A 22,310-nucleotide genomic window follows, 5' to 3' on the forward strand; every position below is an offset into this window, starting at 1 on the left:
GGCGGGGTTTTTTGCGTCCAGAAGGAAGCTTGCTTGCTTACGCCGGCTTGATGTTAGCAGCTTGCTTGCCCTTCGGGCCCGTCTTCACTTCAAACGTAACCTTTTGGTTTTCTTGCAGCGTCTTGAAGCCTTCCGTACGGATTTCCGAGAAATGCGCGAACAGATCTTCGCCGCCGCCGTCCGGCGTGATGAAGCCAAAGCCCTTTGCGTCATTGAACCACTTGACGGTACCGGTTTCCATATTACTTGTTCCTAAAGATGGTAAATAAGGCCGAAGCCCAATGGGTGCGCATGAAAATCAAGGAAGGGGGTAATGGGACCAACCGGAGTACCGTTGATGGGCGAACTACGAAAGACCAATTCACTCGCCGCTTGAAATCCTGCCCGAACGTTATACGGCCATTTCGGGCGAAGGTCAACACTCTGGTCCCAACTTTACAAGATTTTGATGGATTGGCGTAGAAATTGCTTACAAAGCTTGCTATTTGCCCGAATTTTTTGCCAGGGAGAACCCTTGGTTCCGCTGCAGCGGACGGGTGCAACCGTTAAACTACGCGCCGCGCGTCGGTTGCACCTGATTGGAATGGACCGTCGCGCATGCATGCGCGTCACCCGTCCTCAGCGCCACAAGCGATGTCACGCGGTGCCGGCATGATTCTGCTGCAAACTTGCATGGGGCTGAAGTAAGTGCTAAAGCACTAACTCCGGCCGACACACGGTGTATGGGACCGGAGTAAGTGCTACCGCGCTAACTCTGGTCGACACAGGAGAAGATGTGAAAAGTTCTATTCAACGGAACATTGGGCCAGTCGCACTGCTGCTGACCGGCTTGGGGTCGATCATCGGATCGGGCTGGCTGTTCGGCGCGTGGAAGGCTGCAAAAATTGCCGGACCGGCGGCCATTTGTGCATGGGTCATCGGCGCGGTGGTGATTCTCGCGATCGCATTGACCTACGCAGAACTCGGTGCAATGTTCCCTGAGTCCGGCGGTATGGTGCGTTACGCACGCTACTCGCACGGCGCGCTGGTTGGTTTCATCAGCGCATGGGCCAACTGGATCGCCATTGTCTCGGTGATTCCAATCGAAGCCGAAGCTTCCATTCAATATATGAGTACCTGGCCGTATCCATGGGCGCATGCGCTATTCGTGGATGGGTCATTAACGACCAATGGGTTATTACTGTCCGCGGCCCTGGTGATCATTTACTTCCTTCTGAACTACTGGGGCGTGAAGTTGTTCGCGCGCGCCAATTCGGCGATCACGGTCTTCAAGTTCCTGATTCCGGGTGCGACGATCGCGGGTCTGATGCTGACAGGCTTCCACAAGGAAAACTTCGGCGAAGCGAGCACCTTCGCGCCGTACGGCTGGTCGGCTGTGCTGACCGCCGTGTCGACAAGCGGCATCGTGTTCGCTTTCAACGGTTTCCAGAGCCCGATCAACCTCGCGGGTGAAGCGCGCAATCCGGCCAAGAGCGTGCCGTTCGCAGTGATCGGTTCGATCCTGCTGGCGCTGGTGATCTACGTGTTGTTGCAGATCGCCTATATCGGCGCGGTGAGCCCGGGCGACGTGATGAAGGGCTGGAGCCACTTCAACTTCGCTTCGCCGTTTGCCGAACTGGCGATCGCGCTGAACCTGAACTGGCTGGCTATCCTGTTGTACGTCGACGCGTTTGTCAGCCCGAGCGGTACCGGCACGACTTACATGGCGACCACCACCCGCATGATCTACGCAATGGAGCGCAACAACACGATGCCGAAGATGTTCGGCAACGTGCACCCGTTCTACGGCGTGCCGCGTCAGGCGATGTGGTTCAACCTGCTGGTGTCGTTCATCTTCCTGTTCTTCTTCCGCGGCTGGAGCTCGTTGGCGGCGGTGATCTCGGTCGCGACCGTGATCTCGTACCTGACCGGCCCGATCAGCCTGATGGCACTGCGCCGCGCGGCGACGGATCTGGAGCGCCCGCTGCACATTCCCGGCATGAAGCTCATTGCGCCGTTCGCTTTCGTGTGCGCGTCGCTGATTCTGTACTGGGCGAAGTGGCCGCTGACCGGCGAAATCATCCTGCTGATGGTTGTCGCGCTACCGGTGTACTTCTACTTCCAGGCGAAGTCGGGTTTCGGCGGCTGGGGGCGTGACCTGAAGGCTGCATGGTGGCTCGTAGCCTATCTGCCGGTGATGGCGATTCTGTCGCTGATCGGCAGCAAGGAATTCGGCGGCCGTGGCCTTCTGCCGTACGGCTGGGACATGCTGGTAGTGGCCGCGTTCTCGCTGGTGTTCTACTACTGGGGCGTGCATAGCGGCTACCGTTCGGAATACCTCGAAGAGCGTCAGACGCACGACGAAGTGCTCGAAGGCATGGGCGCGCACTAAGTTGCCGCGCTGAGTCTTGCGCCTGGTTGTCGGACCGCCCTGGTCCGGCGCCGTATGAAAAAAGCCCGCCTGAGTTGCTCAGGCGGGCTTTTTTGTTTGCGGCGTTTCGACCGTGGCTTGGCGCTTGGGTGGCGCTTCGATCGCGCTGAGTTCGCGTTGATTCAGGCGGTGCCGAACACGTAGTTCGTCATCGCGAGCGAGCGCTGATAGGTTCCGAGCGACTGGATCGCCAGCGAATAATCGTCGTCCGCTGCACCCAGGGCCGCGAATACCGGCAGCAGGTGCTCGTCGGTCGGATGCATCAGCACCGCGTGCGGCGCCTGACGGCGGTAGTCGAGCAACGCGTCGATGTCGTGTGCCGCGAGCCTGGCCTCGAACCAGTCGGTGAATTCGGCCACGCGCGGATCGGCGTCTTCCGGGCGTGCGGAAAAATCCGCCGCGCGCAGGTTGTGCGTGATCTGGCCCGAACCGATCACCATCACGCCGTCGTCTTTCAGCGAGCGCAGCGCGCGACCCACGCGGAAGTGATGGGCGGCGTCCATGTGCGGCTGGATCGATAGCTGTGCGACCGGCACGTCGGCCTGCGGGAACATCAGCAGCATCGGCACCCACGCGCCGTGGTCGAGTCCATGCGGCTCCGTAGTGGTCAGAATACCGTGCTCGCCAAGCAGTACGGCGGCTCGGCGAGCCACATCGGGCACGCCCGGAGCCGGATATTGAATCTCGTACAACTGACGCGGGAAGCCGTAGAAATCGTGAATGGTTTCCGGCGCCGTGGACGTGCTCGCCACCGGCTGCGCCGTGCCCCAGTGGGCCGACAGCATCAGCACGGCTTCGGGCCGCGGCAATTGCGCCGCTAACGTGCCGAATTCGGCGGACGGCAGCGAAGGGTCGATCGGCAGCGTAGGCGCGCCGTGGGAGAGGAACAGCGACGGTAAGCGATTCATGGCAGCAACGTCGCCGCGGGAGCGCGGCGTGGAAGTGGGGTTGCTATCAATATAGGTCCGTACCGGCGTTTGATAAACGGGTGAAAACGGAATTGATTGTGTCGCAGGTGTGATTAATGGCGACGAAAAGATTGTGGCGCGCCGCTCGCCCCTGTTCGCAAAGCCACGCCGATGTAACGCCTGCCTTCGCGCCACGGGCGGTGGCGGCAATTCGCCCGGCGAATTATTCCTGCGCGCCGCGCAAACCTTGCCACGCGGGCGACATGGCCGGGCCCAACGCGAATAGATCCAGTACGCGCGCCACCGTGTGATCGACCATTTCGTCGATTGTGGCGGGTTGGTTGTAGAAAGCGGGCAACGGCGGAAAGATCACGCCGCCCATTTCGGTGACGGCCGTCATGTTGCGCAGATGCGCAAGATTGAACGGTGTTTCGCGCACGAGAAGCACGAGCCGGCGGCGCTCTTTGAGCGTGACATCGGCGGCGCGGGTGATCAGGTTGTCGGAAAAACCGTGCGCGACGCTGGCCAGCGTTCGCATTGAGCAGGGGGCGACCACCATGCCGTCGGTGGCAAACGAGCCGGATGCGATACTCGCGCCGACATCGCGCACCGAGTGGACAACATCCGCGAGCGGATGCACGTCTTCTTTGCTCAACTGGAGTTCGTGCTGGATATTGAGCCAGCCAGCGCTCGAAATCAGCAGATGGCTCTCGACGCCGCCCAGCTTGCGCAACGTCTCGAGCAACCGGATGCCGTAGATGGCGCCGGTCGCACCGGTGATCGCAACGATCAGCCGGCGTGGCGCCGCAGCGCGTGTTTCCATGGCTCGCGGCGCCTTATCGGTGGACGACGAACGTTCGGACAGCGGACGTTCAGGCCGCAGCGAACAGTTGCTGCAGTTCGCCCGATTCGTACATTTCCATCATGATGTCCGAGCCGCCGACGAATTCGCCCTTTACATAGAGCTGCGGAATGGTCGGCCAGTTCGAGAACTGCTTGATACCCTGGCGGACTTCATCGTCTTCGAGCACGTTGACGGTCTTGATTTCGCCGACGCCGCACGCTTTCAGAATCTGGATGGCGCGGCCGGAAAAACCGCACATCGGGAACTGAGCGGTGCCCTTCATGAAGAGCACGACGTTGTTTTCGTCGACGATTTGCTTGATGCGTTGTTGCGTATCCATGACTGACCTTGCGGTTCCGTTATGTGTAGGGAATAGGCTGAAATGATAGCGGATTTCGGTCACACCGGCCTGAGGCGCTTGCTACCCCGCCGATTCAGGCGGTCCATCGAGGTCAGCCGGGCCACTGCCCGCCGCTGATTCGCTCGATGCCGGCAAGATCCCGCTCCGAGCGGACTTGCGCAAAACCCTGCGCCGTCAGCAGATCGCGCACGGCTTCGGCCTGATCGTATCCGTGTTCGATCCACAATACGCCGTTGGCGGCCAGACGTGCAGGTGCGCCGGCAACGATCTTGCGGATCGCGCTGAGCCCGTCGGCTTCGTCGGTGAGCGCGCCGCGCGGTTCGAAGCGCAGATCGCCTTCCGCCAGATGCGGATCGCCGCTGGCGATATAGGGCGGATTGCTGACGATCACGTTGAAGCGCAGCGCTGTGTCGAGCGAGCTGTACCAGTCGCTTTGCTGCAATGTCACGGCGCCGCCGGGGCGCCGGCTATCCAGCAGACAGGCGGCGTTGCGTGTGGCCACCGCCAGCGCTTCGGCGGAGCGATCCAGCGCCCAGACCTGTGCGTCGGGCCGCATCGACGCAATCGCCACCGCAATCGCACCGGTGCCGGTGCCCAGATCGAGCACGCATGGCCGCGAGATGTTTTCCAGCGCAGCCAACGTCGTTTCGACCAGCAATTCGGTTTCCGGACGTGGAATCAGTACGTCCGGTGTGACTTCAAAATCGAGCCCGAAAAATTCGCGTACGCCGACCAGTTGTGCCACCGGCTCGCCGGCGACACGTCGCGCTTCCATGGCCCGGTATCGCTCAACTAGCGCGTGGTCGAGCGCTTCTTCGCTGCGCGTAATCAATTGCGTATGCCGCCAGCCGAGTACGTGCGTGAGCAGAATCCGCGCTTCGAGCGAGGGCAGTGGCGAGGCGCGCAGGAGCGCGGCGGGCGTAACCGGATTCATCCGCGCTTAGTCCGCGTCGCCCAGCGACGCCAGCAACTCGGCCTGATGCTCGCTGACGAGAGCCGCGATCAATTCGTCGAGATCGCCGTCCATGAGTGCTTCGAGGCGATACAGCGTCAGATTGATCCGGTGATCCGTCAGACGTCCTTGCGGGAAATTGTAGGTGCGAATCCGCTCCGAACGATCGCCCGAGCCGATCAGGCTCTTGCGGGTTGCGGCCTCCTTCTGCTGCTGCTCGTGCGACTGCTTGTCCTTGATGCGCGCGGCCAACACCTTCAGCGCACGATCCTTGTTCTTGTGCTGCGACCGGTCGTCCTGACATTCGACAACGATGCCCGTCGGCAAGTGCGTGACGCGTACGGCCGAGTCTGTCTTGTTGATGTGCTGCCCGCCCGCGCCGGACGCGCGGAATGTGTCGATGCGCAGATCGGCCGGATTGATCTCGACTTCGCCGATCTCGTCCGCTTCCGGCATCACCGCGACCGTGCACGCCGACGTGTGGATGCGGCCCTGCGTTTCGGTGGCCGGTACGCGTTGCACGCGATGGCCGCCCGATTCGAACTTGAGCTTGGAGTAGGCCGCAACACCTGCGATCCGCACGATCACTTCCTTGTAGCCGCCAAGGTCCGACTCGCTCGCCGACATCATCTCCACTTGCCAGCGATTACGCTCGGCATAGCGCAGGTACATGCGCAGCAAATCGCCGGCAAATAGCGCGGATTCGTCGCCGCCCGTGCCGGCCCGGATTTCGAGGAAGATGTTGCGGTCGTCGTTCGGGTCTTTCGGCAGCAGCATTTTCTGCAATTCCGCGCCGAGTTTTTCCATCCGCTCACGCGCCGCGCGGATTTCCTCTTCCGCGAAGTCGCGCATCGACGCGTCCGTCAGGAGTTCCTGCGCGGTCGCCGCGTCGGTCATCGCCTGGCGCCACAGCGCGTAATGCTCGACGAGCGGCCCGAGCTCGGCGTGCTCGCGTGTGAGCTTGCGGTATTGGTCGAGATTCGAGGTGATGTCCTCGCGGCTCAACAGGTCGTTCAGTTCGGCCAGCCGGGTAGTGAGCTGGTCGAGCTTGCGTTGCATGCTCGTTTTCATCGGACGGGTATCGGAGCGGACTCCGGCAAGGACGACGACTAGGGGAGTGGGCAGATGCCCTGGTCAGAAGCATGTCGCGGGCCACTCGGGGTGGCGCGGACGGTGCGGCGGTGGCTGCGCCGCTAACGCTCCGTAGAACCGGAGTGTTTGTAGAAACCGCTCATCAATTCAATGAGCGTGTCACGGTTCTCGCTGCTCGCGCGATTGAGCGCGTGCGTGGGGCCGTGGATCAGTTTGTTGGTGAGCGATTGCGACAGCGCTTCGAGCACCGCTGCCGGGTCTTCGCCGCGGGCGAGCATTTTCTGCGCGCGTTCGACTTCGGCGCGACGCAGCACGTCGGCCTGCGTATGCATATGGCGAATCACAGGCACGATGCTGCGCGCGTCGAGCCATTGCATGAAATTCTGGACACGTGTTTCGATGATCGCCTCGGCCTGCGCGACCGCGGCTTGCCGCGACGCATTGCCTTCGCGAACAATCGCGCCGAGGTCGTCGACGGTATAGAGAAACACGTCTTCGAGCTGGCCGACTTCGGGTTCGATATCGCGCGGCACGGCCAGATCGACCATGAAAATAGGCCTGTGACGGCGCGCTTTCACGGCCCGCTCGACCGCGCCCAGCCCGATGATCGGCAGGGTGGAAGCGGTACACGACACGATGATGTCGAACTCGTGCATGCGCGTGGGCAGTTCCGAGAGCGGAATGGCCCGGCCGTTGAAGCGTTCGGCGAGGCGGGTGCCGCGCTCGGCGGTGCGATTGGCGACGACGAGCTCACGCGGCTGCTGCGCGGCGAAGTGCGTGGCGCACAACTCGATCATTTCGCCCGCGCCGATGAACAGCACGCGCTGGTTCGAGACCTTGTCGAAAATCCGCTGCGCGAGCCGGACGGCGGCAGCCGCCATGGAAACCGACTGCGCGCCGATTTCGGTCGTGCTGCGCACTTCCTTCGCAACGGCGAAAGTGCGCTGGAACAACTGGTTCAGATAGGTGCCGAGCGCGCCGGCTTCCGATGCCGTGCGCACCGCATCCTTCATTTGTCCGACAATTTGCGTCTCGCCCAGCACCATCGAATCGAGGCCCGATGCGACCCGGAACGCGTGGCGCACGGCTTCCGACTGCGGCAACGCGTAGACATGCGGCGCAAGTTCGTCGATGGGCAGATTGTGGTACTTCGAGAACCACTGGATCGCGGCTTCACGCGCGGCCTGGTCGTCGGTCGCGCAGTAGAGTTCGGTACGGTTGCAGGTAGACAGAATCGCCGCTTCCGGCGCCGTGCGGGCAGTGCGGCCGAGCCAGACATTCTTGAAGGTGTCCAGTGCAGGCTTGATCTGTTCGAGCGGAAACGCCACGCGTTCGCGCAAGGCGACAGGCGCAGTGTGGTGATTGATTCCGATCGTTAGAAGCTGCATATGGGGCGCTGCATATGGGGCGCTATGGTTTAGCCCAATATTATAGCGTTTTCATGATTCTTTCATTCTGCGCGCGTCATCCGGCCTCCACAACCGGTTCTGGCGCGATCGCGTCGAGCTGGTAGCCGTAGCCATAAAGGGGCGTCAGGCAGTAGCCGTGTTCCGGGCGCAACTGCAATTTGGTCCGTACGCGCGATGCATGCGTGTCGACAGAACGCGACTTTACGTCGCGGCGGCGTGTCCAGACGGTTTCGAGAATATGCGCGCGCGACACCGGCCGTGACAGATTGGTAAATAACAGCAGCGCAAAGCGGAATTCCTTCGGCGTCAGCGCGACGGTTTGATTGCGGAATGTGACGGCAAACTGCGCCGCGTCGAACGCGTAGCCGCCGAACGTGTCACGCCGCCGGTTGGGCGGTCGCCGCCAGCCGGCGCGGCGCAGCAGCGCATCGATCCGGGCCAGCATTTCCGGACCGCGGACCGGCTTGGTGAGGCAGTCGTCGGCGCCGGCATGTAGCGCGGCTACGATCTGGCTCTCACGTGGCTCCGCCAGCAGCATGATCACCGGCAGCCCAGGCAGGATGGAGCGGGCGCGCGGAATCACGTCTTCGGCGCAATGGTCGCCGGCCCAGCTCTCGGTGATGAGAAGATCGAAGAATTCGTCGGCGGCGCGATCCAGGAACGAGGCGCTCGCGGTGAAGTGCTGACAGGCATGGCCGCCGGCAAAGATCAGCCGGTTGACCAAGGTGGCGTGCCGAAGATCCGGCTCGATAAGGGCGATTCGCATGGCGCGCTGTCAGCGTGGCATTTACCAGGGGTCAGGCTTGTCCGTAAGGCTTACAGCTTGCCTAACATCACCCCGACCCCCTAAACTCAACCGCTATGCGGAAAGCGCCGTGCTGAACCTCTATAGTTAATGAGAAGAAAATGCTAGCTGTCCTGGCTCCATGCGCCCATGAGACGAATCTGAATCTGCGCGAGACCTGCTGCTAATGGGGTGGCCCGGAATCCTGGTGCTGGGCGTGGTGATCGGTCTGGCGGGCTGGTTGCTGCATCCGCTGCGCCGATCGAGCCGTGCCCCATGGTGGGCGGCGTTACTGGCTGGCGTGGTGGGCGCGGGTGTCGCGCGCATGGCCGGCAATGTGGTTGGTCTCTTTCATGATGGCGATACGCTCGAATGGCCGGTATGCACCGGCGTCGCGTTGATCGCCGTTGCCGTGACGGTCGGCTTGCTTTCCCGTCGTTGAATACTTGCAGGTGACTCCGATGAATGCCCGACTTCCCGAAACCTCCTCCATCCCCGAACGGCTCGCGACATTGCGCAATGCGATGGCACGTGAAGGTGTGGCCGCCTATCTGGTGCCGTCCTCGGACCCGCATCTTTCCGAATACCTACCCGGGCGCTGGCAAGGCCGGCAGTGGTTGTCGGGCTTCACCGGCTCGGCCGGCACGCTGGTCGTGACCGCCGATTTTGCCGGTGTCTGGACCGACAGCCGCTACTGGGAACAGGCCAGTGCGCAACTGGGCGGCACCGGCGTGCAGTTGATGAAGATGACCGGCGGCCAGCAGACCGTGCCGCATTTCGAATGGCTTGCACAGAACGTCGCGGCTGGCGGCACGGTCGGTGTGGACGGGGCGGTACTCGGTGTGTCGGCGGCGCGTGCGTTGGACCAGGCGCTCACCGCGCATAGCGTGAAGCTGCGCACCGACGTCGATCTGTTCGACGCAATCTGGCCGCAGCGTCCGTCGCTGCCCGCCGCGGCTGTGTTTGAGCATGCCGCGCCGCACGCAAGCGTCGCCCGTTCGGAAAAGCTTGCGCAGATTCGCCGCGCGATGGCGGAGAAGGGCGCACATTGGCACTTCATTTCCACGCTTGACGATCTCGCGTGGCTGTTGAATCTGCGTGGCGCCGATGTTAGCTACAACCCGGTGTTCGTGGCGCATGCGCTGATTGGTCCGCAGAGCGCGTCGCTCTTCGTCGCCGACGGCAAGGTGCCGCAAGCGTTGGCCGAGGCGCTCGCGCGTGACGGCATCAGCGTCGAACCGTACGCCAAGGCGGCCGATGCGCTGGCCGCGTTGCCGGCCGGCAGCACGCTGCTGATCGACCCGCGCCGCATCACCTATGGCTCGCTGCAGGTGGTGCCGTCCACGGTGAAGGTCGTGGAGGCGGTCAATCCGTCCACGTTCTTCAAGTCGCGCAAGACCGAGGCAGAAGCCGAGCACGTGCGCGAGACGATGGAGCAGGACGGCGCGGCGCTCGCCGAATTCTTCGCGTGGTTCGAAGGCGCGTTGGGCCGTGAAACGATCACCGAACTGACGATCGACGAGCGTCTGACGGCGGCCCGCGCGCGCCGTCCGGGCTTCGTGTCGCTGAGCTTTGCCACGATTGCCGGCTTCAACGCGAACGGCGCGATGCCGCACTACCGCGCGACTAGTGAGTCGCATTCGGTGATCGAGGGCAACGGCCTGTTGCTGATCGACTCGGGCGCTCAGTATCTGAGCGGTACGACCGACATCACGCGCGTCGTGCCGGTCGGCACCGTCAGCGAGGCACAGCGGCGCGATTTCACGATCGTGCTGAAAGGCACCATGGCGCTGTCGCGCGCGAAATTCCCGCGCGGCATACGTTCGCCGATGCTCGACGCGATCGCCCGTGCGCCGATCTGGGAAGCGGGCGCCGACTATGGTCATGGCACCGGTCACGGCGTGGGCTATTTCCTGAACGTGCACGAAGGCCCGCAGGTGATTTCGCACTATGCGCCGGCCGAACCGTGGACCGCGATGGAAGAGGGCATGATCACCTCGGTCGAGCCGGGCATTTACCGGCCGGGCAAGTGGGGCGTGCGGATCGAGAATCTGGTGCTGAACGTGCCGGCGGAGAAAACCGAGTTTGGCGATTTCCTCAAGTTCGAAACGCTGACGCTGTGTCCGATCGACACGCGCTGCCTCGACCTCTCGCTGTTGCGTGACGACGAGCGCGCCTGGCTCAACGGGTACCACGAGACGGTGCGCGCGCGGCTTTCGCCGCATGTGTCGGGCGAGGCGAAGGCGTGGCTCGAATTGCGTACACAACCTGTCTGATCGTCGCCGCGACTATACGGAGAGAGCGCGCATGGCCATCAAGGCAGTGGTGTTCGATTTCGGCGGTGTGCTGATCGACTGGAGCCCCGAGTATCTTTATCGTCAGTTGATTCCTGACGAAACGGAGCGCCGCTGGTTTCTGACCCACGTCTGTTCAATGGACTGGGTGATCCGTCAGGACGGTGGCCAGCCGATCGTCGAGGGAACAGACGAGCTGATTGCGAAGTTTCCCGATCACGCCCTGCTGATCCGCGCGTTCTACGAGCGCTGGCACGAGATGGTGGCCGGTGTGCTGGAAGAGGGTGTGGCCATCATGGAAAAGCTTGAGGCGGCCGAGGTGCCGCTTTTCGGGCTGACCAACTGGTCCGCGGAGACGTTTCCGTATGCGTGGGAGCATTACCCCGTGCTGCGGCGGTTCCGCGACATCGTTGTGTCGGGCAGAGTGAAGCTGGTGAAGCCCGATTCAGCGATTTTCGCGCTTATGCGCGAGCGGATCGAGGCGCAATTGCCGGGCATCCAGGCGGGCGAGCTGGTCTTCATCGACGACAATCTGAAGAACGCCGAGGCCGCAACGGCGCTGGGCTGGCACGGCGTGCATCACACGAGCGCCGTGCAAACCGAAGCGACATTGCGGGTGCTGGGGTTGCCGGTCTAAGCCTACTGCCCGAGCAGATTCTTCAACGCGTTACCCAAGCCTTTCACCGTTTCGCCAGCGCCCTTGGCCACGCCCTCGACGCTCACGCCCAAGGCGTTTGCAAACCCCGCGCCGAGGCGCTTCATCAGACCCTCCTGCACCGAAAACTTCGGGTCGCGGAGGTCTCCGTCCAGCACGAAATGCAGCGTGATATCGCCGTTATGCGTCTTGAGCGCCGCAATGGCCGCCTTGGTTGGAATCGACATGAAGGTGTCGAGCGGATTGTCGCTGTCGGCGAGTTGCAGACGGTGGATCGTTACCGTGCCGGGTGCGTGCAACTGATAGTTGCGCACCGTCGATTCGACAGTCAGGTCGACCGTGCCGCCGGCCACTTGCGCTTTCCCCCCGGCTTTCTTCAGCAGGTAGGGATCGAGCATCACGACATCGATGCCGCGTAGTTTGCTGGTGGTCTGCGAATCCTTGCTGGCGACCTTGATCCACCCGTCGAACGAAACGGTGCCCGTGTGAGTCGGGCCCTTGATCGAGCCGGTGACGCTGACGTTGGTCGGTTCGCTGAGCGCGGGCAGATGCAGGTGGTCAACCGTTGCGTTGGCGTTGCTGACCGTCACTTTGTATGCCGGCGGGCCGACCGTCATGTCGTAGAAATGGAAGTTGCCTTGCTCGAAGCTGATGTGGTCGATCAGCTTTTCGCTGGAGCCGGGTGTTGCCACGCCGCTGGCTTCGTCGTCGCTGGGGCCGTTCACCGCCTGCCGCAGATTCGGCACCAGACGGATCGCACCGTCTTTCGTTCGCAGCACCGCGATGTCGAAGCCGCGCACCACCACGCTGTGGATATGCATGCGCCGCGCGATCAAATCGCGGATATCGGGTGTGATGGTGATTTCGTCGGCCCGCAAAGGATCGCCGGCGGGCCAGCCGGGCGGTGCTTTGAGCAGAACGTTGGTGAGATGAACCGAGGTGAGGCCGACGTCGATGGCTTCGGCACTGCCTAATGGCCCGAGTGCCGCAATCACGCGTGTTTTGACTTCGCGCTGCGCGAATTGCAGCGCACCGACCGCGACGACGATCAGCACCAGCAGCACGCCACCTACGGCAATCGCCCAGCGTTTGCCCTTCGACATTGCCATGCTTGCCTCCTCGTCGCCGCGCTGCGCGCGGTATGGGTGCGATTGGCCTGCGCGCGCGCCGGCCTGGGCGCGCATCTGTTTGATACGGTGGAGTGACTGCATTCCGCCGGGACGACGTGTATCACGCCGTGGCAAGCAATGCGTGTGCCCTACCGCCCATCCGGTAAACGCAAGACGTTTCCGGCATGTCACGGCGAGCAAAATGATCGGCCAATCGGCCAATCGGCCAGTCGGCCAGTCGGCCGGCAAAACGCGCCGACCGGGCGGTCAGCGAAACGATCCACAAAAACCGTCAGCAAAAAACCGACCAGCAAGACAGCCCGCTCGTCAGTCAACGAGCGGGCCGCCAGGTTGGCTATTTATCGCGCGATCGGCTTGTAACGCAGACGCTTCGGACGTGCAGCTTCCTCGCCGAGGCGGGCGCGCTTGTCAGCTTCGTATTCCTGGTAATTGCCGTCGAAGAACGTGATTTGCGAATCGCCTTCGAACGCCAGGATGTGCGTCGCGATCCGGTCGAGGAACCAGCGATCGTGCGAGATCACCATGACGGAACCGGCGAACTCGAGCAACGCGTCTTCCAGCGCGCGCAGCGTTTCGACGTCCAGGTCGTTCGACGGTTCGTCCAGCAGCAACACGTTGCCGCCCGCGATCAATGTTTTCGCCAGATGCAGCCGGCCGCGTTCACCGCCCGACAGATTGCCGACGGTCTTTTGCTGATCGCCGCCCTTGAAGTTGAAGCGGCCGATGTACGCACGCGAAGGCGTCTCGTACCTGCCGACCGTCAGCACGTCCGCACCGCCGGAGATTTCTTCGAACACGGTCTTCGAACCGTCCAACGCGTCGCGGCTTTGATCCACATACGCGAGCTTGACCGTCGGCCCTTGCACGATCTCGCCCGAATCCGGCTGCTCCCGGCCGGTGAGCATACGGAACAGCGTCGACTTACCGGCGCCGTTCGGCCCGATGATGCCGACGATCGCGCCCGCCGGAATCTTGAAGCTGACGTCGTCGAGCAGCAAACGGTCGCCATATGACTTGCTGACGTTCTTGAACTCGATCACTTCGTTACCCAGGCGATCGCCGACCGGGATGAAGATTTCCGAGGTCTCGTTGCGCTTCTGATAGTCCTGGCTGTTCAGTTCCTCGAAGCGGGCGATACGCGCCTTCGACTTCGCCTGACGGCCCTTCGGGTTCTGGCGCACCCACTCCAGTTCTTTCTTGATCGCCTTCTGACGCGCCGATTCCGACGACTCTTCCTGCTTCAGGCGCTCTTCCTTCTGGTCGAGCCAGCTGCTGTAGTTGCCCTTCCAGGGAATGCCGTGGCCGCGGTCGAGTTCGAGAATCCACTCGGCGGCGTTATCCAGGAAGTAGCGATCGTGGGTGACGGCGACGACGGTGCCCGGGAAGCGCGTGAGGAACTGTTCGAGCCAGTCGACCGATTCCGCGTCCAGGTGGTTGGTCGGCTCGTCGAGCAGCAGCATGTCCGGCTTTTCGAGCAGCAGTTTGCACAACGCGACGCGGCGCTTTTCGCCACCCGACAGGTTTTCGATCTTTGCGTCCCATGCCGGCAGGCGCAGTGCGTCGGCGGCGATTTCGATCTGCTGTTCGGCACTGCCGTCGGTGGTGGCGAGAATGGCTTCGTACTTGGCCTGCTCCGCGGCGAGCGCGTCGAAGTCGGCGTCCGGTTCCGCGTAGGCGGCGTAGATTTCGTCGAGCTTCTTTTGCGCGCCGAAGACGTCGCCGAGACCTTCCTCGACCGCTTCACGCACCGTCTTGTTCGGATCGAGTTGCGGTTCCTGCGGCAGATAGCCGATGTTCAGGTTCGGCATCGGCGTGGCTTCGCCTTCGATGTCCTTGTCCACGCCCGCCATGATGCGGATCAGCGTCGACTTGCCCGAGCCGTTCAGGCCGAGCAGACCGATTTTCGCGCCGGGAAAAAACGACAGCGAGATGTCTTTCAGGATTTGACGCTTGGGCGGCACGATTTTGCCGACCCGGTTCATGGTGAAGACGTATTGGGCCATTTGCTTGCAATAGACGTTGACGCCGCCGGCCGCGTAAGGGCGGCGGTCGTGGGTGGATGGGTAATCGGTGTTGTAGCCGGGCAGTGCGCCCAGCGCCGGCCAGCGGGGCGTCGAATTCAACGACGCCCGCGGGCGGGGTGTTCAGGTGGCATTGTACTTCGGGCCGAGGATGCGGCGGCAGAGGGCGTCCGCGGTGGTGTCAGTTCGCGCGCCGTCCGCTCGATGCTTAAAGCCAATCCGCTACGCCGCCGTGCCGTGAACAGGTGCCGCTGCGATGCCGGCTGAAACTGTAGGTGCCGTCGCGGCAGCGCGCGGTCGCGCCTTCGGGCGCCTTGCCCGAAAGAGAGCGTGCCGGCGCATGCACCGTGTTGCCGTCGCGATTGGTATAGGTGTTGTGATTGCTAAGGTTCGCTTCGTCGGGCGACGTTCCGGGCGCGACATAGGCGAACGCCGAGGTCGCGGTGAAGAGAAGCGCAGCGGTGAGCGCTGCTGTGCGGCGCAAGCAGCGGAGGGCGATGCCTTGCATGGTCTTAAAGTCTTTATTGTTTTGGTTACGTCGAATTTGGCTTAAGTGGGACGTTAGTTCGCGCGCCGTCCCGTCGAAGAATCGAAGAAATGCAGATGCCGCGCGGGCAGCGCCACTTGCAGCGTTTCACCTGCCGCGGGCCGGTGCGTATGCGGCAAGCGCACCGTTACGTCGTGCTTGCCCCAGCGGCCGTGCGCCAGGTTGTCCGCGCCGAGCAGTTCGCAGGAGTCGACGACGAGCGTGGCCTGGGCGGCGTCGGTTTGTCCCGGCGTCATGTGTTCGGGACGAATGCCCAGCGTCCATTCACGCCCTTTGGCCACTTCCTGGCCAAGCGACGCAAGCCCTTGAAGCGGCAGCTTCGGCCCGTTGCCCGCCACCTCAAACGTTGAACCATCATCAGATACCCGGCCTTCCAGCAGATTCATCCCCGGCGAACCGATGAAGCTCGCGACGAACACCGTCGCCGGCCGTTCATAGACCTCGGTCGGCGCACCGATCTGCTCGGCGTGGCCCTTGTTCATCACGATCACGCGTTGTGCCAGCGTCATCGCTTCGATCTGATCGTGCGTGACGTAGAGACTCGTGGTGGCGAGCCGCGCATGCAGGCGCTGGATTTCGAGCCGCATCTGCACACGCAGCCGTGCGTCGAGATTCGACAGCGGTTCGTCGAACAGAAATACCGCCGGTTCGCGCACAATCGCCCGACCCATGGCGACGCGTTGCCGCTGGCCGCCGGATAGCTCGCGTGGTTTGCGCGTGAGTAACGCCTCGAGTTCAAGAATCTGCGCGGCTGCGTCCACGCGCTTCGTGATCTGCGCACGATCGACGCCTGCGATCTTCAGCGCATAGCCCATGTTTTCGGCGACGCTCATGTGCGGATACAGCGCGTAGTTCTGGAACACCATCGCGATGTTGCGATCCTTCGGCTCCAGTTGATTGACCACTTTGCCGGCGATCGAGATGGTGCCTTCGGAAATGCCTTCGAGCCCGGCCACCATCCGCAGCAAAGTCGATTTGCCGCAGCCCGACGGCCCGACCATCACGACGAACTCGCCGTCCGCGACGTCCACGTCGATACCGTGCAATACGAACTGTTTGCTGTCGTAGGTCTTTTTAACGCCTTGCAGAGTCAGTGCAGCCATGCCGTTTTAGCCTTTTTCGTTGCTTGCCGCGTTTTCGTCACGTGTTTCCCACGTATCGCGCGGTGTTCTTGAGTCAATGTCCAGCGCTGAAGCTCGCCCACGCTGCGCGAGTTACTTCTCCGAATCCACGAGCCCGCGCACGAACCAGCGTTGCATGGTCAGCACGACAGCGAGCGGCGGCAGCATGGCGAGCAGGGTCGCGGTCATCACGAGGTGCCATTCAGTCGCGGTATCGCCGGAAGCAATCATGCTTTTGATGCCGACCACGGCCGTGGTCAGCGATTGCTGGCTCGTAATCAGGATCGGCCACAGATACTGATTCCAGCCGTAAATGAAGGTGATCACGAACAGCGCTGCCATGTTCGTTTTCGACAGCGGCAGCACCACGTCCCAGAAGAAACGCAGCGCGCCGGCGCCGTCGATACGCGCCGCTTCCATCAGTTCGTCGGGCAGTGTCATGAAGAACTGACGGAACAGGAAGGTGGCGGTGGCCGAGGCGATCAGCGGTAAAGTCAGGCCGCTATACGTGTTGCTCAGATGCATCGACGACACGACCTGTACGGTCGGAAAGATGCGCACTTCGACCGGCAGCATCAGCGTGATGAAGATCAGCCAGAACGACAGATTGCGAAACGGAAAGCGGAAAAACACGATCGCGTACGCGGAGATCATCGAGATGGCGATCTTGCCGATCGAAATCACCAGCGCCATGACGAGGCTGTTGAACAGCATGCGGCCGAACGGCGCGGCCGCATTGCCGCTGCCATGCGACCAGACCGTCGCGATGTTCTCGAACAGATGCGTGCTCGGCACGAGTGAGAGCGGCACACTGAACACCTCGTGCTCGCTCATCGTCGCCGCGCAGAACGCGACGTACACGGGGAACACGACCAGCACGACGCCAAGAATCAGCACCGCATGGCAGAAGAGGTCGAAACCGCGGCGGTTCTCGATCATGAGTATTGAACCCTGCGTTCGATGAAGCGGAATTGCACGACCGTCAACGCGACGACGATCACCATCAGGATCACGGACTGCGCGCCCGAACTGCCGATGTCCAGGCCCTGGAAGCCTTCGGCGAAGATCTTGTAGATCAGCGTACGGGTAGCTTGAGCCGGGCCGCCGCCGGTGGCGGCGTCAATCACCGGGAAGGTGTCGAAGAACGCGTAGGTGATGTTGATCACCAGCAGAAAAAAGCTGGTCGGCGAAAGCAGGGGCAGCGCGATGCCGAAGAAACGCCGCACCGGACCGGCGCCGTCGATGGCCGCCGCTTCGATCAGCGAACGCGGAATGGCCTGCAAGCCGGCATAGAAGAACAGAAAGTTATAGCTGACCTGTTTCCACACGGATGCCAGCACAACCAGAAACATCGCCTGGCCCGCGTTCAATGCGTGATTCCACACAATGCCGTATTTTCCGAGCGCATAGGTGACGAGGCCGATGCTCGGGTTGAACAGGAACGACCACAAGACGGCGGCGATCGCGGGCGCGACCGCATACGGCCAGATCAGCAGCGTCTGATAGGCCCGGGCGCCGCGCGTCACGCGATCAGCGCAGACGGCGAGCAGCAGCGAGATCACGAGACCGAAGACCGTGACCAATCCACAGAAAATCAGCGTCGTATAGAACGACGACAGATAAAGTGGATCGGCGAATAACTGCTTGAAATTGGCCAGGCCGACAAATTCGGTCGACGTGCCGAACGCGTCCTGGCTCTGCGTGGATTGCCACAGCGCTTCGCCCGCCGGCCACAGAAAGAACAGCAGCGTGATCAGGAGTTGCGGCGCTACGAGCAGGTAGGGCAGGACGCTGGTGCCGAAGCGGGAGCGCTTTTCCATCGAGAATTCCCTGAGTTTCTACTAGCGTGAGAGTGTGGATGCGAGCGCGCCGACACCCTCACGGCTAGTACAGCACGTCTTAGTTACCGGCTTTCTCGAAGCGGCGCAGCAACTCGTTGCCACGCGACACCGATGCATCGAGCGCCTCTTGCGGCGTCTTCTTCTCCGCCCACACCTGTTCGAGTTCCTCGTCGATCACGGTGCGGATCTGCGGCATATTGCCCAGACGCAAACCCTTCGTGTACGGCAGGGGCGGTTTGTTGAGCATCTGCTTGATCGCCGTGTCGCTGCCCGGATTCTTCTCGTAGAAGCCTTGCTGCTGCGTCAGTTGATATGCGGCGGTCGTGACCGGCAGGTAGCCCGTGTCCTGATGCCACTTCGCGGCAACCGGCGCCGACGACAGATAAGACAGGAATTTCGCCACGCCCTTGTACACCGCCGGATCTTTACCCGACAACACCCACAGGCTCGCTCCGCCGATGATGGCGTTCTGCGGCGCGCCCTTCACATTGGCGTCGTACGGCATCATGCCGGTGCCGAAGTTGAATTTCGCGTACTTCTTGATCGTGGCGAGCGAACCCGACGAGTTCGTGATGATCCCGCAGTCGCCGCTATAGAACTTCGACACTGGCTCGTCCTTGCGGCCAACGTACGTGAAGGTGCCTTCCTTCTGCATGTTCTGCAGGAACTGGATGTGCGCGACCTGCAGCGGCTTGTTGAATTCGAGCTGCGCGTCGGCCCCGTCGAACCCGTTGTTCTTCGACGCGAACGGCACGCCATGCCAGGCGCTATAGTTTTCGAGCTGAATCCAGCTCTGCCAGCCCGACGAATAGCCGCATGACATGCCCGACGCCTTCAGCTTCTGTGCGTCTGTCTGCAGTTCGGCCCAGGTTTTCGGCGGCTGGTTCGGATCGAGCCCGGCTTTCTTGAACGCGTCCTTGTTGTAGTACAGCACCGGTGTCGAGCTATTGAACGGCATCGAGATCAGTTCGCCGGTTTTCGCGTCGCTGTAGTAGCTGGCAATGGTCGGCACGAAGGCTTTTTCGTCGAGCGGCACGCCGGCTTGCTTGAACACTTCCGAGACCGGGATCACGGCTTTTTTCGCTTGCATCATTGTCGCAGTGCCGACTTCGTAGACCTGCAAAATAGCCGGCGCATTGCCACTGCGATAAGCGGCGATGCCGGCGGCGAGGGTCTGGTCATAAGTACCCTTGAACACCGGCACGATCTTGTAGTCGCTTTGCGACGCATTGAACGCGTTGGCTATGTCGTTCAGACGCTCGCCCAGGGCGGCTTCCATGCCGTGCCAGAACTGGATTTCAGTCGCGGCGTGAGCTGCCTGGCTGATGCCGAGGCTCAGCACGGCGGCAACGGAAAGCGAACGGAATAGCGGCTTGCAACTCATCGATTGATCTCCTTTGTCGACCGGAGGTAGCGCTTTGGCGTTGACTCCGGTCCCATGCAACATCGTTGCGGAATGGGCGCGAATGCGAATCGCGCGATTCTATTTGTGTTCGATGACAGTCTGGCGACGATTGCCGGACGGCGGTCCGTTTTTGACAGGGGGGCCGGTTGCGGCAATTTAACACCGGCTGTCACGAAACGGAAATAGGGGATGTCACAAGGCCCGTTTTTGCGCAAAGTCATATCTGGGCGCAGGCCGTTGACTGCAATTGCCCGTGTGCGGGCACGATGGAACGAGGAATGTCGGGCGTGTTCTGCTCGATCATGCACGGTTTTGGTTCACGTGTTTATTAATCAGGATTCCAGATGCTGAGTTCAGTGCGATTGGCTGTTTGCAGTTCGATAGCGGGTCTCGCGCTCGCCGGGTGTGCGTTGACACCCGTCGCGACAGAGAATGGGCCGCCGCCCGTCACCTCGTTGCCCAGGATCGTCGCGCATCGTGGCGGCACGGGCGACGCGCCCGAAAACACGCTCGAAGCGATTCATCAGTCGATCGCGCATCATGCCGACGCCATGTGGCTCACGGTTCAGTTGAGCAAGGACGGCGTACCGGTGTTGTACCGCCCGGCCGATCTGTCGGCCTTGACCGATACGAAGGGGCCGGTGTCCGCCCTCACGGCTGCCGAACTCGCGCGTGTGAACGCGGGCTGGAATTTTCGTCGCGGCGATGCGTATCCCTATCGCGATCGCCCGGTCGGCATTCCGACGCTGCGAGAAGCGTTGCGCGCGACCCCGGACTCCATGCCGGTCATCCTGGACATGAAAGCGCTACCCGCCGCGCCGCAGGCGCTGGCCGTGGCGCGGCTGCTGGAAGAGGAAAATGCCTGGTCGCGGGTAACGATCTATTCGACCGAAGCCGATTACCAGCAGAGTTTCGCGGCCTACCCGCAGGCCAGGCTATTCGAGTCGCGTGATGCGACACGTGGACGGCTCGTGCGCGTCTTGCTGAATCAGGGCTGCGTGGACGCCCCTGCCGAACACGCGTGGACCGCGTTCGAGTTGCATCGGGCAATGACCGTGGTAGAGAAATTTACGCTGGGGGAGGGTCGCTCAGATGTGCAGGCAACGCTGTGGACGCCCGCGACGCTCGCCTGCTTCCGGCAGAAGCCTGATGTGAGGATCGTGGCGATCGCGGTCAACAGTGCGGACGATTACCGGACCGCGGCGTGCCTGGGAATCGATGCGGTGCTGGCGGATTCGCCGTCGAAGATGGCGGCCGTGCGGGAGGGCATCGCGATGCCGCTCAAGTGCGACGCAGCCAACGCAAAGCTCGCTCGGTAAAACAAAAAAGCCCGCTTTTGAGCGGGCTTTCGTGGGAGATGCAACGGGCGGCGGCGTTTGATGTTCGTCTGGCGTTCTGCCAATCAACGTCGCTCGCCAGACCGAAGCTTCAAACGTTGAACAGGAAGTTCATCACGTCGCCGTCGTGCACGACGTATTCCTTGCCTTCCGCGCGCATCTTGCCGGCTTCCTTCGCACCTTGCTCACCCTTATAGGTGACGTAGTCGTTGAAGGCGATCGTCTGTGCGCGAATGAAGCCGCGCTCGAAATCGGTGTGGATCGCGCCCGCTGCCTGCGGTGCCGTGTCGCCGATATGGATCGTCCACGCGCGCACTTCCTTCACACCGGCCGTGAAGTAGGTTTGCAGGCCCAGCAGCTTGAAAGCCGCGCGAATCACGCGGTTCAGGCCCGGCTCTTCCATGCCCATGTCGGCGAGGAACACGGCCATGTCCGCTTCGTCGAGGTCGGCGATTTCAGCTTCGATCGCCGCGCACACGGCGACCACCGGCGCGCCTTCGGCTGCCGCGAACTTCGTGACTGCGTCGAGGTGCGGGTTGTTCTCGAAACCGTCGTCCTTCACGTTGGCGACGTACATGGTCGGCTTGGCGGTGATCAGGCAGAACGGCTTGAGCGTGGCCTTTTCTTCATCCGACAGGTCGAGCGCGCGGACCGGCTTGGCCTGGTCGAGCTGCGCGCGCACCTTTTCCAGCACCGCGGCGTTCTTGATCGCTTCCTTGTCGTTACCCGACTTGGCGGCCTTCGAATAGCGCGACAGCGCCTTTTCGACGGTTGCGAGGTCGGCCAGCGCCAGCTCGGTGTTGATCACTTCGATGTCCGACAGCGGATCGACCTTGTTCGCGACGTGGATCACGTTGTCGTCTTCGAAGCAGCGCACCACGTGCGTGATCGCGTCGGTTTCGCGGATGTTCGCGAGGAACTGGTTGCCCAGACCCTCACCCTTGCTCGCACCGGCCACGAGGCCGGCGATGTCGACGAATTCCACCACGGCCGGCAGGATGCGCTCCGGCTTGACGATTTCGGCGAGCGCCTTCAGACGCGCGTCCGGCACTTCGACAATGCCGACGTTCGGCTCGATCGTGCAGAACGGGTAGTTTTCGGCGGCGATGCCCGCCTTGGTCAGCGCATTGAACAGGGTGGACTTGCCGACGTTAGGCAAGCCGACGATGCCGCATTTGAGGCTCATGGAAATCCTTCAG

Annotated in this window: 21 protein-coding genes; 5 read left to right on the forward strand and 16 right to left on the reverse strand. The window is 62.2% G+C overall.

What is annotated here, in order from left to right; translation table 11 throughout:
• Positions 1-37 precede the first annotated feature (37 nt).
• Positions 38-241, reverse strand: a complete 204-nt coding sequence (locus PQR67_RS19940) for a cold-shock protein (RefSeq protein ID WP_060858913.1) — start codon at positions 239-241, stop codon at positions 38-40.
• Between the two features lie 534 nt (positions 242-775).
• Between PQR67_RS19940 and PQR67_RS19945 the strand changes: the two genes are divergently transcribed.
• The gene (locus tag PQR67_RS19945; protein WP_408462795.1) at positions 776-2,371 is read left to right on the forward strand and encodes an APC family permease; all 1,596 of its coding nucleotides are present in this window, start codon (positions 776-778) and stop codon (positions 2,369-2,371) included.
• 161 nt (positions 2,372-2,532) lie between these two features.
• On the opposite strand, the gene PQR67_RS19950 is transcribed toward PQR67_RS19945, so the two are convergent.
• The 7 genes from PQR67_RS19950 to PQR67_RS19980 form a co-directional block, all read right to left on the reverse strand.
• Complete coding sequence (locus PQR67_RS19950; RefSeq protein WP_408462798.1) at positions 2,533-3,318, reverse strand: DODA-type extradiol aromatic ring-opening family dioxygenase; 786 nt, start codon at positions 3,316-3,318, stop codon at positions 2,533-2,535.
• 223 nt (positions 3,319-3,541) lie between these two features.
• On the reverse strand, positions 3,542-4,141 hold the full coding sequence (locus PQR67_RS19955) for a UbiX family flavin prenyltransferase (RefSeq protein ID WP_408462801.1): 600 nt from the start codon (positions 4,139-4,141) through the stop codon (positions 3,542-3,544).
• A 49-nt stretch (positions 4,142-4,190) separates the two neighbouring features.
• Positions 4,191-4,502: a Grx4 family monothiol glutaredoxin gene (grxD, locus tag PQR67_RS19960; RefSeq protein WP_012434475.1), complete on the reverse strand. Its 312-nt coding sequence runs from the start codon at positions 4,500-4,502 to the stop codon at positions 4,191-4,193.
• Between the two features lie 112 nt (positions 4,503-4,614).
• Positions 4,615-5,457 carry a peptide chain release factor N(5)-glutamine methyltransferase gene (prmC, locus tag PQR67_RS19965; RefSeq protein WP_408462804.1) on the reverse strand — a complete coding sequence of 281 codons (843 nt, stop codon included), beginning with the start codon at positions 5,455-5,457 and terminating at the stop codon, positions 4,615-4,617.
• A 6-nt stretch (positions 5,458-5,463) separates the two neighbouring features.
• Entirely contained in the window at positions 5,464-6,546 is a 1,083-nt protein-coding gene (gene prfA / locus PQR67_RS19970; RefSeq protein ID WP_408462807.1) for a peptide chain release factor 1, read from the reverse strand.
• A 122-nt stretch (positions 6,547-6,668) separates the two neighbouring features.
• A complete protein-coding gene (hemA, locus tag PQR67_RS19975) occupies positions 6,669-7,955 on the reverse strand; it encodes a glutamyl-tRNA reductase (protein WP_408462810.1) in 1,287 nt (428 codons plus the stop codon).
• A 76-nt stretch (positions 7,956-8,031) separates the two neighbouring features.
• Positions 8,032-8,742 (reverse strand): response regulator transcription factor, encoded by a 711-nt coding sequence (locus tag PQR67_RS19980; RefSeq protein WP_408462813.1) that lies wholly within the window; start codon positions 8,740-8,742, stop codon positions 8,032-8,034.
• Positions 8,743-8,947: 205 nt separating this feature from the next.
• Between PQR67_RS19980 and PQR67_RS19985 the strand changes: the two genes are divergently transcribed.
• The 3 genes from PQR67_RS19985 to PQR67_RS19995 are packed head-to-tail and all read left to right on the forward strand — an operon-like array spanning position 8,948 to position 11,691.
• Positions 8,948-9,202 (forward strand): hypothetical protein, encoded by a 255-nt coding sequence (locus PQR67_RS19985; protein WP_408462816.1) that lies wholly within the window; start codon positions 8,948-8,950, stop codon positions 9,200-9,202.
• Between the two features lie 19 nt (positions 9,203-9,221).
• Complete coding sequence (locus PQR67_RS19990; protein WP_408462819.1) at positions 9,222-11,036, forward strand: aminopeptidase P family protein; 1,815 nt, start codon at positions 9,222-9,224, stop codon at positions 11,034-11,036.
• Between the two features lie 31 nt (positions 11,037-11,067).
• Positions 11,068-11,691 (forward strand): HAD family hydrolase, encoded by a 624-nt coding sequence (locus PQR67_RS19995; RefSeq protein ID WP_408462822.1) that lies wholly within the window; start codon positions 11,068-11,070, stop codon positions 11,689-11,691.
• 2 nt (positions 11,692-11,693) lie between these two features.
• On the opposite strand, the gene PQR67_RS20000 is transcribed toward PQR67_RS19995, so the two are convergent.
• From PQR67_RS20000 to ugpB, 7 genes are all read right to left on the reverse strand, one after another.
• Positions 11,694-12,818, reverse strand: a complete 1,125-nt coding sequence (locus PQR67_RS20000) for a DUF748 domain-containing protein (protein ID WP_408462825.1) — start codon at positions 12,816-12,818, stop codon at positions 11,694-11,696.
• Between the two features lie 359 nt (positions 12,819-13,177).
• Entirely contained in the window at positions 13,178-14,842 is a 1,665-nt protein-coding gene (gene ettA, locus PQR67_RS20005) for an energy-dependent translational throttle protein EttA (protein WP_408462912.1), read from the reverse strand.
• A gap of 226 nt (positions 14,843-15,068) precedes the next feature.
• Entirely contained in the window at positions 15,069-15,368 is a 300-nt protein-coding gene (locus PQR67_RS20010; protein ID WP_408462828.1) for a DUF3761 domain-containing protein, read from the reverse strand.
• Positions 15,369-15,421: 53 nt separating this feature from the next.
• On the reverse strand, positions 15,422-16,510 hold the full coding sequence (locus PQR67_RS20015; protein WP_408462831.1) for a sn-glycerol-3-phosphate import ATP-binding protein UgpC: 1,089 nt from the start codon (positions 16,508-16,510) through the stop codon (positions 15,422-15,424).
• Positions 16,511-16,621: 111 nt separating this feature from the next.
• On the reverse strand, positions 16,622-17,467 hold the full coding sequence (gene ugpE / locus PQR67_RS20020; protein WP_408273088.1) for a sn-glycerol-3-phosphate ABC transporter permease UgpE: 846 nt from the start codon (positions 17,465-17,467) through the stop codon (positions 16,622-16,624).
• Positions 17,464-18,348, reverse strand: coding sequence for a sn-glycerol-3-phosphate ABC transporter permease UgpA (gene ugpA, locus PQR67_RS20025; RefSeq protein ID WP_408462834.1), 885 nt, complete (start codon positions 18,346-18,348; stop codon positions 17,464-17,466). The genes ugpE and ugpA overlap by 4 nt, the downstream gene beginning before the upstream one ends.
• Before the next feature lie 79 nt (positions 18,349-18,427).
• Positions 18,428-19,753, reverse strand: coding sequence for a sn-glycerol-3-phosphate ABC transporter substrate-binding protein UgpB (gene ugpB, locus PQR67_RS20030; protein ID WP_408462837.1), 1,326 nt, complete (start codon positions 19,751-19,753; stop codon positions 18,428-18,430).
• A 365-nt stretch (positions 19,754-20,118) separates the two neighbouring features.
• On the opposite strand from ugpB, the gene PQR67_RS20035 reads away from it, so the two are divergent.
• Positions 20,119-21,093, forward strand: coding sequence for a glycerophosphodiester phosphodiesterase family protein (locus tag PQR67_RS20035; RefSeq protein ID WP_408462840.1), 975 nt, complete (start codon positions 20,119-20,121; stop codon positions 21,091-21,093).
• A gap of 109 nt (positions 21,094-21,202) precedes the next feature.
• Here PQR67_RS20035 and ychF read toward each other — a convergent pair whose 3' ends face one another.
• Complete coding sequence (gene ychF, locus PQR67_RS20040) at positions 21,203-22,297, reverse strand: redox-regulated ATPase YchF (protein WP_408462843.1); 1,095 nt, start codon at positions 22,295-22,297, stop codon at positions 21,203-21,205.
• Between the last annotated feature and the right edge of the window lie 13 nt (positions 22,298-22,310).

Origin of the sequence: Paraburkholderia fungorum (assembly GCF_046026025.1) — a bacterium.
Lineage (GTDB): Bacteria > Pseudomonadota > Gammaproteobacteria > Burkholderiales > Burkholderiaceae > Paraburkholderia > Paraburkholderia fungorum_E.